Here is a 16,496-nt window from a genome sequence, read left to right as displayed (position 1 = left end):
CGCCCCCCCCCCCCCCCCCCGTTTCTTTTACCGTGCCGTCTTTGTCGGTGTGCCTATATATATAGTGGCGCGGATTAGAGCGTGCCGTCGCGGCGCGCTTCCAGCAGTTCCCAGCGGGCGAACTTCTCTTCTAGTTCGCTTTCCAGTTTGGCGAGTTCGCCGTTGATGCGATCCACTTCTGCTGGCGCTTCGCGGTAGAGGCTACCGTCCGCCAACTTGCCGGCCAGCTCGACCTGCTTCGCTTCGAGTGCGGCGATGGCATCGGGAAGACCTTCGAGTTCTCGCAAGTCCCACGCATTGATCTTGCTGGCCTTGGCCGGCTTGGCGCGGGCAACTTTGGCGCGTGCCGCGCCTTCGTCCACAGGCTTGGATGCTGCATCCTCGTCGGGCGACGTGGTGGCGGGAGCGGGACGCTGGGCGACCCATTCATCATATCCGCCGACATAATCGCGCCAGCGGCCGTTGCCTTCATACGCGATCGTCTGCGTGACGACGTTGTTCAGGAACGCGCGGTCGTGGCTGACAAGCAGCACCGTGCCGGCGTATTCCTGCAGCAGTTCTTCCAGAAGCTCCAGCGTTTCGATGTCGAGGTCGTTGGTGGGTTCGTCCAGCACCAGCACGTTTGCCGGACGGGCGAACAGGCGGGCCAGCAGCAGGCGCGCGCGTTCGCCGCCAGACAAGCTGCGCACGGGCGAGCCGGCGCGGGCCGGGGAGAACAGGAAGTCGCCCAGGTAGGTCATCACGTGCTTGCGTGTGCCGCCGATTTCAACCCATTCGCTGCCCGGGCTGATGATGTCCACCAGCGAGGCTTCTTCATCCAACTGCGCGCGCATCTGATCAAAATACGCGACCGCCACGTTGGTGCCGAGGCGGGTGGTGCCGGTATCGGGTTGCATCTCGCCCAGGATGAGCTTGAGCAGCGTGGTCTTGCCTGCGCCGTTGGGGCCGATGATGCCGATGCGGTCGCCGCGCAGGATGGTCGTGGTGTAGTCGTCCACCACGGTCTTGTCGCCAAACGTCTTGCCCACGTGTTCAAGCTCGGCTACCAGCTTGCCCGAGCGTTGACCTTCGGCCAGCGCCAAAGAGACGTCGCCGATGCGCTCACGGCGTTCGGCGCGCTGGACCCGCAGGCTTTCCAAGCGGCGCACGCGGCCTTCATTTCGGGTGCGGCGGGCTTCGACGCCCTTGCGAATCCACACCTCTTCTTGCGCCAGCAGCTTGTCAAAGCGGGCCTGCTCCAGGCGTTCCGATTCCAGCCATTGGGCTTTGCGTTCTTGCCATTGCGAAAAGTTGCCCGGGAAGCTCAGCAGGCGGCCGCGGTCGAGTTCGACGATGCGGGTGGTGACTGCGTCCAGGAATCGGCGGTCGTGGGTGATGATCACTGCCGCGCCACGCCAACTGCGCAGCATCTCTTCCAGCCACGCAATGCCTTCGAAGTCGAGATGGTTGGTGGGCTCGTCCAGCAGCAGCAGATCGGGCTCTTCGACCAGCGCGCGCGCCAGGGCCACGCGCTTGCGCGTGCCGCCCGACAACCCTGCTATTTGCACGTCCGCCGGCAGGCCCAGCTTTTCCAGCATCGCGCGCACGCGCGACGGGCGCTGCCAATCTTCGTGGTCGTCTTCCACGTTGCAGACGACGTCGTACACAGTGGCGTTTTCATCCAGTTCCGGTTCTTGTTCGACCGTGGCCACGCGCAGCCCCGAGCTGCGGGCGATGTCGCCATCGTCGGGGACGGTGCGGCCGTCAAGCAGCCTCAGCAGCGACGACTTGCCGGCGCCGTTGCGGCCGATGAGGCCAATGCGCTCGCCGGCCTGGATGGCGAAATCGGCGTGATCCAGCAACGGGTGGTGCCCATAGGCGAGCTGGATGTCGGTAAGGGTGATGAGGGTAGCGAGGGCCATGTAGTCTGTCTTTTCTGCGGCGTACAAGTGGATCAGGGCGTATTGTCGCAGGAACGTCGGCAGCTCGTTGGGCGGGCGCCGAGCGGTTCTTGGGGACAGTGCCGCGACCTGTAATAGAATACGAACCGCAAGGCGGGTCGGGCGATCGCGGTGGATGCGAATCCATCGAGGAAGGTCCGGACTCCATAGGGCAGGGTAACGGCTAACGGCCGTCCGGCCGCGTCTTCGGGCGCGGTTGAGGAATAGGGCCACAGAGACGAGACTGGGAAGCGGGCGCGCATTGCGCGCACCGATACGGCTATCTCCGTATTGCGCGGTTCGGCAACGAACCGCGGCGTCGCAGGGTGAAACGCGGCAACCTCTACCCGGAGCAACATCAAATAGGCATGCGTGCGGCCCTCGGGCTGCGAAGGGCGGCTCCGTCCAAGCATGCGGGTAGGTGGCTAGAGCGGCTCAGCAATGATCCGCGCAGAGGAATGATCGTCCGCCAGGGAAACCTGGTGTACAGAATCCGGCCTATAGACCCGTCTTGCATCGAATTTCTCCTCCACGTGCGATCCGGGGCATCGAACCCGGGCCGCATGGCATGCGCCCGCCATTTTTTTTGGCGACCGCGGCATGCGATCGGTGGGAAGCCTTGCCAGCCGGGGCGGAGGGCGCGGCGTAAAACAATGCAAAGGCATCGTTAGCCGCTACTTCTTACTAAGGACTTTTAGAGTGTGTCGCAACCTCCTGATATATCAGGAGGTTTTTCTTTTTGTGGTTTTACATATTGGTCTAAGTCCTTGTTGTGATTGAAAAAATTGCAACCACGCGCTTGACCGCCCCATTGCCATACCGTAGAGTGGGAAATAGTAGGAAATTGTGCAATTAAGTGGGGTAAAAGTGGTGTTTCAGGGAAGCAGCGCGCTCACGCTGGATGCGAAGGGGCGGATCTCGATTCCGACCCGGCATCGTGACGCGCTGATGTCGCAGGCCGATGGCCGGCTGACCCTGACCCGCCACCCTGACGGCTGCTTGCTGGTGTACCCGCGGCCGGAGTGGGAAAAGAAGCGCGAGCAGATTGCCGCCTTTCCCATGACGGCTCGTGCGTTGCAGCGGCTGTTGCTGGGCAACGCTCAGGACGTGGAACTGGATGGCTCCGGCCGGGTCCTGATCGCTCCTGAACTGCGCAACGCTTCCGGTATGACGCGCGATGTGATGCTGCTCGGTCTGGGCGCGCACTTCGAGCTGTGGGACGCCGCTACTCTGGCCAGCCGCGAGGCGGAAGATTTGGCCAAGGGTATGCCGGATGTGTTGAACCAGTTTTCGTTCTGAAAAATTTTATGGAATTCGAACATCGGCCCGTTCTGCTGGAGCCGACGGTGGACGCACTATTGCTGCCTGATTTTGGCGGTAAAGGCGCGGCACGGTCGCCCTCCCAGATCGAGCCGGATACGGCTACGCGGGCGGAACGCGGCGTGTTTGTCGACGGCACATTCGGCCGCGGCGGGCATAGTCGCGAACTGCTTGGACGCTTGGGCAAGTCCGCGCGGCTGGTCGTGTTCGACAAGGACCCCGAGGCGATCGCGGTAGCCAATGCGTTGGCGGCAGCGGACCCGCGGGTCACGGTAGTACATGGTGGCTTTGCCACCATGGCGGAAGAATTGCAGCAGCTTGGCATCGACAAGGTCGATGGCGTGATGCTGGATCTGGGCGTTTCGTCGCCTCAGATCGATGACGCCGAGCGCGGCTTTTCGTTCATGCGAGACGGCCCGCTCGATATGCGGATGGACACCACTCGTGGTCCCACGGTGGCGGAATGGCTGGCGCAAGCCAGTGTGGATGAGATGCGGGAGGTCATAGCGGATTATGGCGAAGAACGGTTTGCTTTTCAGGTTGCAAAGGCGATTGCTGCTCGCCGCGCAACACGGCCGCTGTGCACCACGCTCGAGCTTGCCGAGTGCGTCGCCAGCGCCGTCCGCACGCGCGAAAAGGGGCAGCATCCGGCCACACGCACCTTTCAAGCTTTACGGATTTACATCAATCGGGAACTCGAAGAGCTCGCGCGCACCCTCGCGGCAGCTCTAGACCTGCTTGCTCCGGGGGGGAGGTTGGCGGTGATCAGCTTTCATTCGCTTGAAGACCGCATGGTCAAGCAGTGCATCGTGGCGGCGGCTCGGCCGGCGGCCGCGCATGCACGCCTGCCCCTGCGCGAAAGTGAAATGCCCCAACCCGTCCTACGGTCGCTGGGCCGTGTTCTGGCCGAAGACGATGAAGTCTCGGCCAATGCGCGCGCCCGGTCCGCAGTCTTGCGCGTTGCTGAACGTACGCAGACGCCGCTGCCTCCCGAGGGCGGCTTCGCATTTGTGAAGATCGGTTCGCTGCCCGGCAGCGATCTGGCTCCGCCGCCTCGCCGCGGCGGCAAAGGGGGGCGTCGCTGATGGGGCGTGTCAACCTGATCGTTGCGGCTTTACTGATGCTGTCGGCCATTTCCCTGGTCACCAGCCGGTATCAGTCGCGCCTGCTCTTTGTTGAGCTGGGACGTGATCAGGCACAGGCACGCGATCTGGAAACGAATTGGCGCCGGCTTCAATTGGAGCGCGCCGAACTCGCCCGCAATGCGCGGGTGGATGCCATCGCCCGTGATGGCCTGAAGATGATTTCCATCGTTCCGGACCGCACGCTGTATGTGAATCAAGCGCCCGCCGCTGCCGGAGGCGGGCAATGAAGCGCGTTCCCTTCTTCGATAACCCCGTATTGCGCGGGCAGTTGCCCACATGGCGCGCTCGGCTGGTGCTGATTCTGCTGTTCGGCGGGTTCGCGGTGCTGGCGGGGCGCGCCCTGTTCCTGCAGGGGTTGTCGACGGAGTTCCTGCAACAGCAGGGCGAACGCCGCTATGAACGCACTTTGACCCTTGCCGCCACGCGCGGCAAGATCCTGGACCGCAACGGCGCCGTGCTGGCGTCCAGCGTACCGGCGCGGGCCATCTGGGCCATTCCCGAAGATGCGAAGCAAGGCACGCCCGCGCAGATGGATGCGCTGGCGAAGCTGCTGGACACGCCCGTGGCCGACCTGCGCCGTCGCTTGGTGGACGAAGACAAGAACTTCGTCTATTTGAAGCGCCAGGTCTCGATGGACGTGGCGGACAAGATCAAGCATCTGAACATGCCCGGCGTGCACCAGCAGCCTGAAACCCGTCGCTACTACCCCGATGGCGACGTGATGGCCCATGTGGTCGGCTTCAACAACGTTGAAGATCAGGGCCAGGAAGGCGTCGAGCTCACGTTCAACCAGCAGTTGCAAGGCCGTCCGGGCAGCCGCCGCGTCATCAAGGACCGCTTGGGGCGCGTGATTGAAGACGTGCAGGCCGTGACCTTGCCGGTAGACGGCCGGGATCTGCGCCTGTCCATTGATACCCGACTGCAGTACCTGGTGTTCAAGGAATTGAAGGACGCCATGGACAAGCACCAGGCCAAGGGCGCCACGGCTGTGATCGTGGACGTGCATACCGGCGAGATCCTGGCGCTGGCAAGCGTGCCCACCTTCGATCCGAACAATCGCGAGACTTTCCACGGCGCAAAGCTGCGCAACCAAGCCATCACCGACACCTTCGAGCCCGGCTCGATCATGAAGCCGTTCACGGCGGCGTTGGCCTTGGACCTGGGCCGCATCACCACGTCCACGCTGTTCGAAACCGGCAATGGCCGCTTCAGCTACCAAGGCAGCACGATCAGCGACGTCAGCCGCAACGGCACGCTGGACGTGGCGGGCGTGTTGCGCAAGTCCAGCAACATTGGCATGACGATGATTTCCGAGAAGCTGGAATCCCGCGAGATGTGGGACCGCTTCACTGAATTGGGCCTGGGTCAGGCGCCTCAGGTGGGATTCCCCGGCGCCGCGCCGGGCCGTCTGCGTCCCTGGGACCGTTGGCGCCTGATTGAAAAGGCCACGATGGCCTATGGTTATGGCCTGTCTGTGTCGCTGTTGCAAGTGGCGCGCGCCTATACCGTTTTCGCCCGTGACGGCGACATGGTGTCGCTGACGCTGGTCAAGCGCGACAGCGACCCCACCAGCGTCAAGATCTACACGCCGAAAACCACCGCGATGGTACGCGCCATGCTGGAAGCCGCAGCCGGGCCTGAAGGCACGAAGGCCGCCCAGGTGCAGGGCTACCGCGTGGCGGGCAAGAGCGGAACCGCGCGCAAGATTGTTGACGGCAAATACAGCATGCAACGCTACCGGAGCTCATACGTGGGCTTTGCACCGGTGTCGGATCCGAAGATCGTCGTGGCCGTGTCCATCGACGAACCGACCGTTGGTGGCTATTACGGCGGCGCCATTGCCGCGCCCGTGTTCTCCCACCTGGTCGGGGGAAGCCTCAGATTGATGGGGGTGCGGCCGGACGCGCCCTTCGAATCCACGATTGTTGCTGGTCTCAAGGAGCCAGGCAGATGAGCGCCAACGGCTTCCTCTTTCCCCCAGTCGCCACGGTTGCCGAAACCGTGGCGTGGTTGCATGCGCACGTCTCGTTGACGGCGCATCTCAAGCTGGACTCGCGTGATATCGAGCCGGGCGACGTCTTTGTTGCCTGCCCCGGCCTGTCCAGCGACGGGCGTCTCTATATAGATAAGGCATTGGCGCTGGGTGCCAGCGCCGTGCTGTTCGAAGCACCTGCCAGCGACGCCATGCTGGCCGCCGCGGCCGGCACGCCGATGCTGCCGGTAAACGGTTTGCGCGCGCTGCTGGGCGAGCTGGCCGACACCTGGTACGGCCGTCCTTCCGCCGCGCTGGCGGTGGTGGCGGTAACGGGAACCAACGGCAAGACCTCGTCGGTGCAATGGATCGCGCATGCGCTGAGCCGCAACGACAAGCCTTGCGGCACCATCGGCACCTTGGGCGCCGTGCTGCCCGACGGCAGCACCTTGGGCGGTGACCTGACCACGCCCGATGTGCTGACCGTGCACCGCACACTGGCCGCGATGCGCGACGCCGGAGCGCAAGCTGTTGCCATGGAAGCCTCGTCGATCGGCATCGAACAAGGTCGGTTGGACGGCGTGCGCGTGGCCTTGGCCGCCTTCACGAACCTGACCCGCGACCATCTTGACTATCACGGCACGATGGAACGATACGAGGCCGCCAAGGCGCGCCTGTTCAAGTGGCCGGGCCTGACTGCCGCCGTCGTCAATGCCGACGACGAAGCCGGCCGCCGCCTGATCGCAGACTTGCCCGCGGGCATGGCCGCCATGGGCTACAGCCTGAGCGATTCGCCCGAGATTCCCGCCGCGATGCGTGCACGAGACCTCCAGGCTACCGCACAGGGCCAGATTTTTACGCTGGTTTCCCCGCATGGCGAGGCCCAGATCGTGACGCGCCTGCTGGGGGCGCATAACGTGTCGAACCTGTTGCTGGTGGCGGGCGTCCTGTACAAGCTGGGTCTGCCGTTCGCGCAGATCGCGCGTGAGCTGGCCGCGACGGATCCGGTTGACGGCCGTCTGCAAACGGTGGAAACCGTGCCCGTCACTACCCAGGCTTCCGCTGGCCGGGGAACATTGGTGGTGGTGGATTACGCACACACGCCGGATGCGCTGTCGCGTGCGTTGACCGCGTTGCGCGCCGTGGCGGTTGCGCGATCGGGCCGCTTGATCTGCCTGTTCGGGTGCGGCGGCGAACGTGACCCCGGCAAGCGCCCTGAGATGGGCCGCATCGCAGCGGAACTGGCCGACCACGTCGTGGTGTCCAGCGACAACCCACGTACCGAATCGCCTGAGGCCATTGTCGAACAGATTCTGGCCGGCATTCCCGAAGCCGCGCATGCCGAGGTTCAAGTCGACCGCGCGCGCGCCATCATGCAGACCATCTGGTCGGCGTCGCCCGAAGACGTGGTGCTGCTGGCGGGCAAGGGGCACGAAACCTATCAAGACATCGCGGGTGAAAAGCTGCCCTTCGATGACCGCGAGTGGGCGCGCCTGGCGCTGCTGCTGCCGCAGGTCAAAGGCGTGTCGACGGACACGCGGCGCATTGGTTCGGGCGAATTGTTCGTGGCGCTGGTCGGTGAGAACTTCGACGCGCACAACTATCTGGACCAAGCCGAAGGCCGTGGCGCGTGCGCGGCGGTTGTGGCGCATGCCGTGCCTGATGCCAAGCTGCCGCAACTGGTGCTGGGCGATACCCGCATTGCGCTGATGCGCATCGGCGCGGCCTGGCGCGCGCAGTTCACCTTGCCCGTGGTGGCGGTGACCGGCAGCAACGGCAAGACGACCACCAAGGAAATGATCTCGGCCATGCTGGCCGAATGGCAAGGCGAGTCGGGCCGCTTGGCCACCGCCGGCAATCTGAACAACGACATCGGCGTGCCGCTGACCCTGCTGCGTTTGCGCGCCGAACACCGCGCCGCAGTATTCGAGCTGGGCATGAACCATCCGGGCGAAATCGCCCAGTTGGCCGCCATGGCGGCGCCCACGGTTGCGCTGGTGACCAACGCGCAACGCGAGCATCAGGAATTCATGCACACCGTGGAAGCGGTGGCGCACGAGAACGGCGCGGCCATCGCGGCGCTGCCGGACGATGGCGTTGCCGTGTACCCCGGCGACGAGCCGTATTCGGAAATCTGGGATGCGCTGGCCGAACCGCGCCGCGTGCTGCGCTTTGGCTTGCAGCCGGGGCTGGACGTCTACGCCGAACACATTCTGGCCGACGTCGGCTCAACCCGCTGCCGCGTCGTGACGCCGGTGGGAGTGACGGATCTGGTTCTGCCGGTGCCCGGCCTGCATAACCTGCGCAATGCGCTGGCCGCCATCGCCAGCGCCATCGCGGCGGGCGTGCCGCTGGACAGCGCCGTGCGTGCGCTGGCTGGTTTCGCCCCGGTGGCGGGACGCATGCAGCACAAGCAAATGAGCGACGGAACGCTGCTCATCGACGACACCTACAATGCCAACCCCGATTCGGTTCGCGTTGCCATCGATGTGCTGGCGCGTATCGGCGGCACACGTGTCCTGGTGTTGGGCGACATGGGCGAGATCGGGGACAACGGCCCTGCCTTGCATGCCGAGGTGGGCAACTATGCGCGCGAGCAAGGGCTTGACGCGCTGATCACGCTAGGCGAAGCCAGCCGGGCGGCCGCGGCCGCCTACGGTCCTGGCGCGCACGCCTGCGTATCGGTAGACGAAGTGGTGGCCGCCTTGCGCGGCTTGCGCCCGTCCAGCGTATTGATAAAGGGATCGCGCTTTATGCGCATGGAGCGGGTAGTGAAGGCTTTTTCCACGAACGACGAACAGACGGCCAAGGCGCAAGGAGAGCAGCATGCTGCTTGAACTGGCCCGTCTGCTTTCTGATGATGTGCGCGCCCTGGGCGTGTTCGAATACATCACCTTGCGCGCCGTGCTGGCGTGCGCGACGGCGTTGCTGATCGGCCTGGTGGCGGGTCCGCGTGTGATTCGCAAGTTGACCGAAATGAAGATCGGCCAGGCCGTGCGCGCCTATGGCCCGGAAACGCATCTGGTCAAGACTGGCACCCCCACGATGGGCGGCGTGCTGATCCTGATTTCCATCGCCATCAGCACCTTGCTGTGGGCCGACTGGACCAACCGCTTTGTGTGGGTGGTGCTGCTGGTCACGTTCGGCTTCGGCTGGATCGGCTGGATGGACGATTACCGCAAAGTGGTCTATCGCGACCCCGAAGGCATGCCCGCGCGGCAGAAATTCTTTTGGCAGGCCACTATCGGCATGATCGCCGCGGTGTACTTGGCGTTTGCCGTATCGGCGCCCGCCAACACCGATCTTTGGCCGCTGTTCAAGGCCTGGGTGGGAAGCGGCTTCACGATGTCGCTGCCGACGCGCGCCGACCTGATCGTGCCGTTCTTCAAGTCGGTGAGCTATCCGCTGGGCGTGCTGGGATTCGTGGCGCTGACGTGGGCCGTGATTGTCGGCACCAGCAATGCCGTGAACCTGACCGACGGCCTGGACGGCCTGGCCATCATGCCCACCGTGATGGTGGGCAGCGCGTTGGGCATCTTCGCCTACGTGGTTGGTCGCGTGGACTATTCGAAGTACCTGTTGTTTCCGTATATTCCCGGCGCGTCCGAACTCATGGTGCTGTGCGCGGCGATAGGGGGCGCGGGACTCGCGTTTTTATGGTTCAACGCGTATCCGGCCCAGGTGTTCATGGGCGACGTGGGCGCGCTTGCGCTGGGCGGCGCGCTGGGCACCATCGCCGTCATCGTGCGCCAGGAAATCGTGCTGTTCATCATGGGCGGTGTGTTCGTGGTGGAGACGCTCTCGGTGATGATCCAGGTGACTTGGTTCAAGTACACCAAGCGACGTTATGGAACAGGTAGACGCATATTCCGCATGGCCCCGTTGCATCATCACTTTGAAGTGGGCGGCTGGAAGGAAACCCAGGTGGTCGTGCGTTTCTGGATCATCAGCATGATGCTGGTGCTGATTGGCCTCTCAACCCTGAAGTTGCGATGAATACGATGGAAACCTCCCGCGCTGACGCGCCGCTTGTCCTGATCCTCGGATTGGGCGAGACGGGTGTCGCCGCCGCACGCTGGTGCGCCCGCCTGGGCGCCCGCTTGCGCGTGGCCGACACGCGCGCTGAACCGGGTGGGCTGGCCGCGCTGCGCGACGCGCTGGCGCAAAGCGAAGTGGAATACCGTCTGGGCTGCGATGCGTCGTTCGACGTGGCGCTGCTGGACGGCGTGACGCAGGTGGTGCTGAGCCCCGGCCTGGCACCCAAGCAAGCGCCTGCCGCCGATTTGCTGCGCGAGGCCGAGGCCCGTGGCATCGAAGTGGTGGGCGAGATCGAATTGTTTGCTCGCGCGCTGGCCGATCTGGCCGAAACGCGCGAATACCGTCCGCGCCTGCTGACGGTCACGGGCACCAACGGCAAGACGACCGTTACCGCGTTGACGCGCGACCTGATCGACGCCAGCGGCCTGTCGGTCGTGGCGGCCGGCAACATCAGCCCGGCTGCATTGACGGCGCTGATGGAAGCTCTGGACAACGACGCGCTGCCGCAGGTGTGGGTGCTGGAACTGTCCAGCTTCCAACTGGAAACGACGCGCTCGTTGATGGCTGACGCGGCCATCGTGCTGAACGTGACCCAAGACCATCTGGACTGGCATGGCGGCATGGACGCCTACGCGGCGGCCAAGGCGCGCATCTTGACGATGGCGCGCATCGCTATCGTCAACCGCGACGATCCGCTCACGGTGGGCATGGTCAAGACCGTGAACGCCTTGAATGTGCGCAGCTTCGGCCGCGACATGCCCGAGCTGGTCGGCGACATGGGACTGGAATTGGGCCAGGGCGTGGCTTGGCTGGTGGCATGCGAACCCATCGATTTCGACGAACCCGCGCCGCCCACGCGCCGCAAGAAAGATGCACCCGAACCGGTGCGCGCCAATGGCCGCATGAGCCGCCTGATGCCCGTGGATGCGTTGCGCATCCGTGGCATCCATAACGCCCTGAACGCCTTGGCCGCCCTGCAGTTGGCGCGTTGCCTGGATCTGGGTTGGGGCGCCATGTTGCGCACGCTGCGCGAATACGCCGGCGAGCCACACCGCGCGGCGTTTGTGCGCCAGATTGGCGGTGTCGACTACATCAATGACAGCAAGGGCACCAATGTGGGCGCCACGGTGGCCGCGCTGGAAGGCCTGGGCCAGCCCGTGGTGCTGATCGCGGGCGGGCAAGGCAAGGGCCAGGATTTCTCGCCGCTTATTCCCGTGGTGTCGCGCCATGCGCGCGCCGTCATGCTGATCGGCGTGGACGCGCCCGAGATCGCGCGTGTGCTGGCGCCCACTGGCGTCAACTGCATCACCGTTGAATCGCTGCATGCCGCCGTGCGTGGTGCGGCCGATCTGGCGCAACCCGGTGACGCCGTGCTTCTGTCGCCGGCCTGCGCCAGCCTGGACATGTTCCGCAACTATCCGCATCGTGGCCAAGTGTTCGTGGAAGAGGTCGAAGACCTGGCCCGCGACCGGGGAGAGGTGGCATGAGCCTGATCGCCGATCTCACCGCCAGCGTCAACGCCGTACGGCCAGGCCGTACCAAGATGCGCAACTTCGATCTGCCGCTGGTCATCGCGGCATCGACGCTGTTGCTGCTGGGCTTGCTGATGGTGTATTCGGCGTCGATCGCGCTGGCCGATGGCCCGCGCTACGCCTCTTACGGGCGCTATTACTTCGTGATCCGCCATGGTCTGTTCGTCAGCGCCGGCCTGCTGGCGGGCGCGGTGGTGCTGGCCATTCCGATCCGCGTCTGGCAGCGCATGGCGGTGCCGCTGTTCATGGTGGCGATAGTCTTGCTGGTGGCGGTGTTGATTCCCGGCATCGGCCGCGAAGTCAATGGCGCCCACCGCTGGATTCCGCTGGGTCCGCTGAACTTCCAGCCTTCCGAATTGATGAAGCTGGCGGCCTTGCTATACGCCGCCGATTACACCGTGCGCAAGCAAGAACACATGCAGGCGTTTGCCCGCGGCTTTCTGCCCATGGCGTTCGCGCTGGCCGGTGTGGGCATGCTGCTGCTGTTGGAGCCTGACCTGGGCGCCTTCATGGTGATTGTCGCCATCGCCATCGGCATCCTGTTCCTGGGCGGCATCAACGGCAAGTACTTCAGCAGCCTGCTGGGCGTGCTGGTCGGCACCTTCCTCACGCTGATCTGGCTGTCGCCCTGGCGCCGTGCGCGCTTGTTCGCGTACCTGGACCCCTGGAACGAAGACAACGCCTACGGCAGCGCCTATCAGTTGTCGCATTCACTGATTGCGCTGGGGCGTGGCGAATGGCTGGGCGTGGGCTTGGGCGCCAGCGTCGAGAAACTGCATTACCTGCCCGAAGCGCACACCGACTTCCTGATGGCGGTGGTAGGTGAGGAACTGGGGTTTGCCGGCGTCATGCTGGTGATCACGCTGTTTGCCATCATCATCTATCGCGGCTTTGATATCGGCCGCCAGGCCATCGCCATGGAACGCACGTTTGCGGGCCTGGTGGCGCATGGCGTGGCCATGTGGTTTGGCGTGCAGTCGTTCATCAACATGGGCGTGTGCCTGGGCCTGTTGCCAACGAAGGGGCTGACCCTGCCGCTGATGAGCTATGGCGGATCGGGCGTGGTGATGAACCTGTGCGCGCTGGCCATGTTGATCCGGGTAGATGTGGAAAACCGCGTGATGATGCGTGGGGGGCGAGTATGACCGCGGCCCGCACCATCCTGATCATGGCCGGCGGCACCGGCGGGCACATCATGCCGGGCTTGGTCGTGGCTGACGTGCTGCGCGAGCGCGGCTGGCGCGTGCTGTGGCTGGGCAACCCGGACAAGATGGAAGGCAAGCTTGTGCCGCCGCGCGGTATCGAACTGGTGCCGCTGCGCTTCCAGGGCGTGCGCGGCAAGGGAATGTCCGCGCTGTTGAAGCTGCCGTTCCTGCTGCTGCGCGCGTTCGCACAAGCGTGGTCGCGTCTGGCGGATGTGCGTCCGGACGTGGTGCTGGGCATGGGCGGCTATGTGGCGTTCCCGGGGGGCGTGATCGCGGCCCTGCGTGGCACGCCGCTGGTGGTGCACGAACAGAATGCCGTGGCCGGCACCGCGAACAAGTGCCTGGCCAAGATGTCGCGCCGCGTGCTCAGCGGCTTTCCGGGCGTGCTGCCCAAGGGTGAAGCGCTGGGTAATCCCGTGCGTGCCGACCTGTGCGCGCTGCCCGATCCGGCCGTTCGCTACGCCAGCCGTTCCGGTCCGTTGCGCCTGCTTGTCGTGGGTGGCAGCCTGGGCGCGCAGGCACTGAATACGGTGGTTCCGCAGGCGCTGGCCCGCCTGCTGCAAGATCGTCGCCCGATGGTTGTTCATCAGGCCGGCGAACAACACCTGCCCGCGTTGCAGCAGGCCTACGCCCAAGCGGGCGTACAGGCCGATTGCCGCGCGTTCATCGATGACATGGCGGGCGCCCTGGGCGATGCCGACCTGCTGATCTGCCGTGCGGGCGCCATGACGGTGTCTGAAGTGGCGGCAGCGGGTGTCGCCGCGCTGTTCGTGCCGTTGCCGCATGCCATCGATGATCACCAGACCGCCAACGCGCGCTTTTTGAGCGACGCACAGGCCGCTTGGTTGCAGCCGCAGGCCGCCATGACGCCCGAGTGGCTGGCGGACTGGCTGGCCCAGCGTACCCGACAAGAACTCGAGGCCGTCGCCGTCCGGGCCCGCGCACATGCGCAGCCGGAAGCCGCGGTCCATATCGCCGATGTCTGCGAACAAGCAGCGGGGCGTTCATCATGAAACACAGAATTCAACATATCCATTTTGTAGGCATCGGCGGCTCTGGCATGAGCGGCATTGCCGAAGTGCTGCTCAACCTGGGCTACACGATCAGCGGTTCCGACCTGAACGAGTCGGCGGTTACGCGCCGTCTGGCTGGCTTGGGCGTGAAGATCGCCATCGGCCACGTGGCCAGCAACGTCACCGGCGCGGCGGCCATCGTTACGTCCACCGCGGTGGCGGGCGATAACCCCGAAGTGATCGCCGCGCGTGCCGCGCGTATCCCCGTGGTGCCGCGCGCCATCATGCTGGCGGAACTGATGCGCCTGAAGCGTGGCATCGCGGTAGCCGGCACGCATGGCAAGACCACAACCACCAGCCTGGTGGCCAGCGTGCTTGCCGCTGGCGACCTGGACCCCACCTTCGTGATCGGCGGCCGCTTGAACTCGGCCGGCGCCAATGCGCGCCTGGGGCAGGGCGACTACATCGTGGTCGAGGCCGACGAGTCGGATGCGTCGTTCCTGAACCTGTTGCCGGTGATGGCCATCGTGACCAACATCGATGCCGACCACATGGATACCTACGGGCACGACGTCGCCCGCCTGAAAAGCGCCTTTATCGAATTCACGCAGCGCTTGCCGTTCTATGGCAGCGCGGTGCTGTGCTCGGATGACGCCAACGTGCGCGAGATCATGCCCTTCGTGTCGCGGCCGATCACGACTTATGGCCTGAACGAAGAGGCGCAGGTGCGAGCCTACGAAGTGCAGCCGTCTGGCACGCGCATGCGCTTCAACGTGCAGCGCACGCACCTCGACACGCTGCTGCCGCCCCTGCAAGTGGAATTGAACCTGCCCGGCCTGCACAACGTGCGCAACGCGCTGGCCGCGATTGCCGTTGCCACCGAGCTGGGTGTATCCGACGACGCCATCCGTGATTCGCTGGCCGCCTTCAAGGGCGTGGGCCGCCGTTTCACGCAGACGGGCGAATTCCCGGTGCCGGCCAGCCATGGCGGCGGCACCTTCACGGTGATCGACGACTACGGGCATCACCCCGTGGAGATGGCCGCCACGCTGGCCGCCGCGCGCGGCGCCTGGCCCGCTCGCCGCATTGTGCTGGCCTTCCAGCCGCACCGCTACACGCGCACCCGTGATTGCTTCGAAGATTTTGTGCGGGTGCTGGGCACCGCCGACGCTGTGCTGCTGACCGAGGTCTACGCCGCGGGCGAGCCGCCGCTGGTGGCCGCCGACGGCCGTGCGCTGTCGCGCGCACTGCGCGTGGCCGGCAAGGTTGAGCCGGTGTTCGTCGAGGACGTGACGGAGCTGCCGCAGGCCGTGGTCGACTTCGTGCGCAACGGCGACGTCGTCATCGTGATGGGAGCGGGTTCGATCAGCAAGGTCCCCGCCCAAGTAGGAGAGCTGGCATGAGCACGCAATTCGGCAAAGTGGGTGTGTTGTACGGCGGACGCTCCGCCGAGCGCGAGGTGTCGCTGATGTCCGGCAAGGGCGTGCAGCAGGCGCTGGCCAGCGCAGGCGTGGACGCGCACCTGTTCGACACGGGCGAACGCAGCCTGGCCGAATTGGCCGCTGAAGGCTACGACCGCGTCTTCATCGCGCTGCATGGCCGCTACGGCGAAGACGGCACGATTCAGGGCGCGTTGGAATTGCTGGGCATTCCGTACACCGGCAGCGGCCCGATGGCCTCCGCGCTGGCCATGGACAAGACCATGACCAAGCGCGTGTGGCTGCAAAACGGCCTGCCCACGCCCGAATTCGAAGTGTTGGACGCCGACACTGAACTGCGCCTGGTGCCTGACCGCCTGAGCCTGCCGCTGATCATCAAGCCGCCGCATGAAGGTTCCACCGTCGGGATCACCAAGGTTGTGGGCTATTCCGACATGAAGGAAGCCTATGCCGCGGCCGCGCGCTTTGACAGCGAAGTGCTGGCCGAACAGTTCATCACCGGCCGCGAGTTGACCGTGGCGGTGCTGGGCTCGGGCAAGGGCGCGCGCGCGCTGCCCGTGATAGAGATCGCCGCGCCTGGCGGCAACTACGACTACGAGCATAAGTATTTCTCGGACGACACCCAGTATTTCTGCCCCGCGACGCTGCCGGACGGCGTGGCTGAAGAAGTGGCCGAGATCGCCGTCAAGGCCTATGTGGCGCTGGGCTGCGAAGGCTGGGGCCGCGCCGACTTCATCCTCGACCGCAACAACCGGCCGTGGCTGCTTGAAATGAATACCTCGCCTGGCATGACCAGCCATTCGTTGGTGCCGATGGCCGCGAAGGCCGTGGGGATCAGCTATGCCGATCTGTGCGTGGCGATTTTGTCCGAGGCCTCGTGCAAAGTGCACAGCGCCTCGCGTAACGCTTGACC

12 protein-coding genes and 1 other RNA gene are annotated in these 16,496 nt (G+C 65.0%); 12 read left to right on the top strand and 1 reads right to left on the bottom strand.

What is annotated here, in order from left to right; genetic code table 11:
- Positions 1-74 precede the first annotated feature (74 nt).
- Positions 75-1,901: an ATP-binding cassette domain-containing protein gene (locus ACE04A_RS01645; protein WP_448717884.1), complete on the bottom strand. Its 1,827-nt coding sequence runs from the start codon at positions 1,899-1,901 to the stop codon at positions 75-77.
- A 129-nt stretch (positions 1,902-2,030) separates the two neighbouring features.
- Here ACE04A_RS01645 and rnpB point away from each other — a divergent pair.
- The 12 genes from rnpB (at position 2,031) to ACE04A_RS01585 (ending at position 16,494) form a co-directional block, all read left to right on the top strand.
- Positions 2,031-2,436: RNase P RNA component class A (gene rnpB, locus ACE04A_RS01640), an RNA gene on the top strand.
- 353 nt (positions 2,437-2,789) lie between these two features.
- Positions 2,790-3,218: a division/cell wall cluster transcriptional repressor MraZ gene (gene mraZ / locus ACE04A_RS01635; protein WP_006226256.1), complete on the top strand. Its 429-nt coding sequence runs from the start codon at positions 2,790-2,792 to the stop codon at positions 3,216-3,218.
- Between the two features lie 8 nt (positions 3,219-3,226).
- Positions 3,227-4,324, top strand: coding sequence for a 16S rRNA (cytosine(1402)-N(4))-methyltransferase RsmH (gene rsmH / locus ACE04A_RS01630; protein ID WP_279997397.1), 1,098 nt, complete (start codon positions 3,227-3,229; stop codon positions 4,322-4,324).
- Entirely contained in the window at positions 4,324-4,611 is a 288-nt protein-coding gene (ftsL, locus tag ACE04A_RS01625; protein ID WP_259252623.1) for a cell division protein FtsL, read from the top strand. Before rsmH ends, ftsL begins: the two co-directional genes overlap by 1 nt.
- The gene (locus tag ACE04A_RS01620) at positions 4,608-6,338 is read left to right on the top strand and encodes a peptidoglycan D,D-transpeptidase FtsI family protein (protein WP_100853117.1); all 1,731 of its coding nucleotides are present in this window, start codon (positions 4,608-4,610) and stop codon (positions 6,336-6,338) included. The genes ftsL and ACE04A_RS01620 overlap by 4 nt, the downstream gene beginning before the upstream one ends.
- Entirely contained in the window at positions 6,335-9,193 is a 2,859-nt protein-coding gene (gene murF / locus ACE04A_RS01615) for a bifunctional UDP-N-acetylmuramoyl-L-alanyl-D-glutamate--2,6-diaminopimelate ligase MurE/UDP-N-acetylmuramoyl-tripeptide--D-alanyl-D-alanine ligase MurF (RefSeq protein WP_448717882.1), read from the top strand. Before ACE04A_RS01620 ends, murF begins: the two co-directional genes overlap by 4 nt.
- Positions 9,183-10,352: a phospho-N-acetylmuramoyl-pentapeptide-transferase gene (gene mraY / locus ACE04A_RS01610; RefSeq protein WP_006217463.1), complete on the top strand. Its 1,170-nt coding sequence runs from the start codon at positions 9,183-9,185 to the stop codon at positions 10,350-10,352. The genes murF and mraY overlap by 11 nt, the downstream gene beginning before the upstream one ends.
- Positions 10,349-11,881: a UDP-N-acetylmuramoyl-L-alanine--D-glutamate ligase gene (gene murD / locus ACE04A_RS01605; RefSeq protein ID WP_448717880.1), complete on the top strand. Its 1,533-nt coding sequence runs from the start codon at positions 10,349-10,351 to the stop codon at positions 11,879-11,881. The genes mraY and murD overlap by 4 nt, the downstream gene beginning before the upstream one ends.
- Positions 11,878-13,071, top strand: coding sequence for a putative lipid II flippase FtsW (gene ftsW, locus ACE04A_RS01600; RefSeq protein ID WP_100853113.1), 1,194 nt, complete (start codon positions 11,878-11,880; stop codon positions 13,069-13,071). The genes murD and ftsW overlap by 4 nt, the downstream gene beginning before the upstream one ends.
- Positions 13,068-14,144 carry an undecaprenyldiphospho-muramoylpentapeptide beta-N-acetylglucosaminyltransferase gene (murG, locus tag ACE04A_RS01595; RefSeq protein ID WP_448717878.1) on the top strand — a complete coding sequence of 359 codons (1,077 nt, stop codon included), beginning with the start codon at positions 13,068-13,070 and terminating at the stop codon, positions 14,142-14,144. The genes ftsW and murG overlap by 4 nt, the downstream gene beginning before the upstream one ends.
- Positions 14,141-15,547: a UDP-N-acetylmuramate--L-alanine ligase gene (gene murC / locus ACE04A_RS01590; protein WP_485819810.1), complete on the top strand. Its 1,407-nt coding sequence runs from the start codon at positions 14,141-14,143 to the stop codon at positions 15,545-15,547. Before murG ends, murC begins: the two co-directional genes overlap by 4 nt.
- A complete protein-coding gene (locus ACE04A_RS01585) occupies positions 15,544-16,494 on the top strand; it encodes a D-alanine--D-alanine ligase (RefSeq protein WP_448717877.1) in 951 nt (316 codons plus the stop codon). The genes murC and ACE04A_RS01585 overlap by 4 nt, the downstream gene beginning before the upstream one ends.
- Positions 16,495-16,496 lie beyond the last annotated feature (2 nt).

Source organism: Achromobacter colocynthidis (assembly GCF_057334535.1).
Note: the sequence above shows the minus strand (reverse complement) of the source record. Positions and strands in the feature narration are given on the sequence as shown.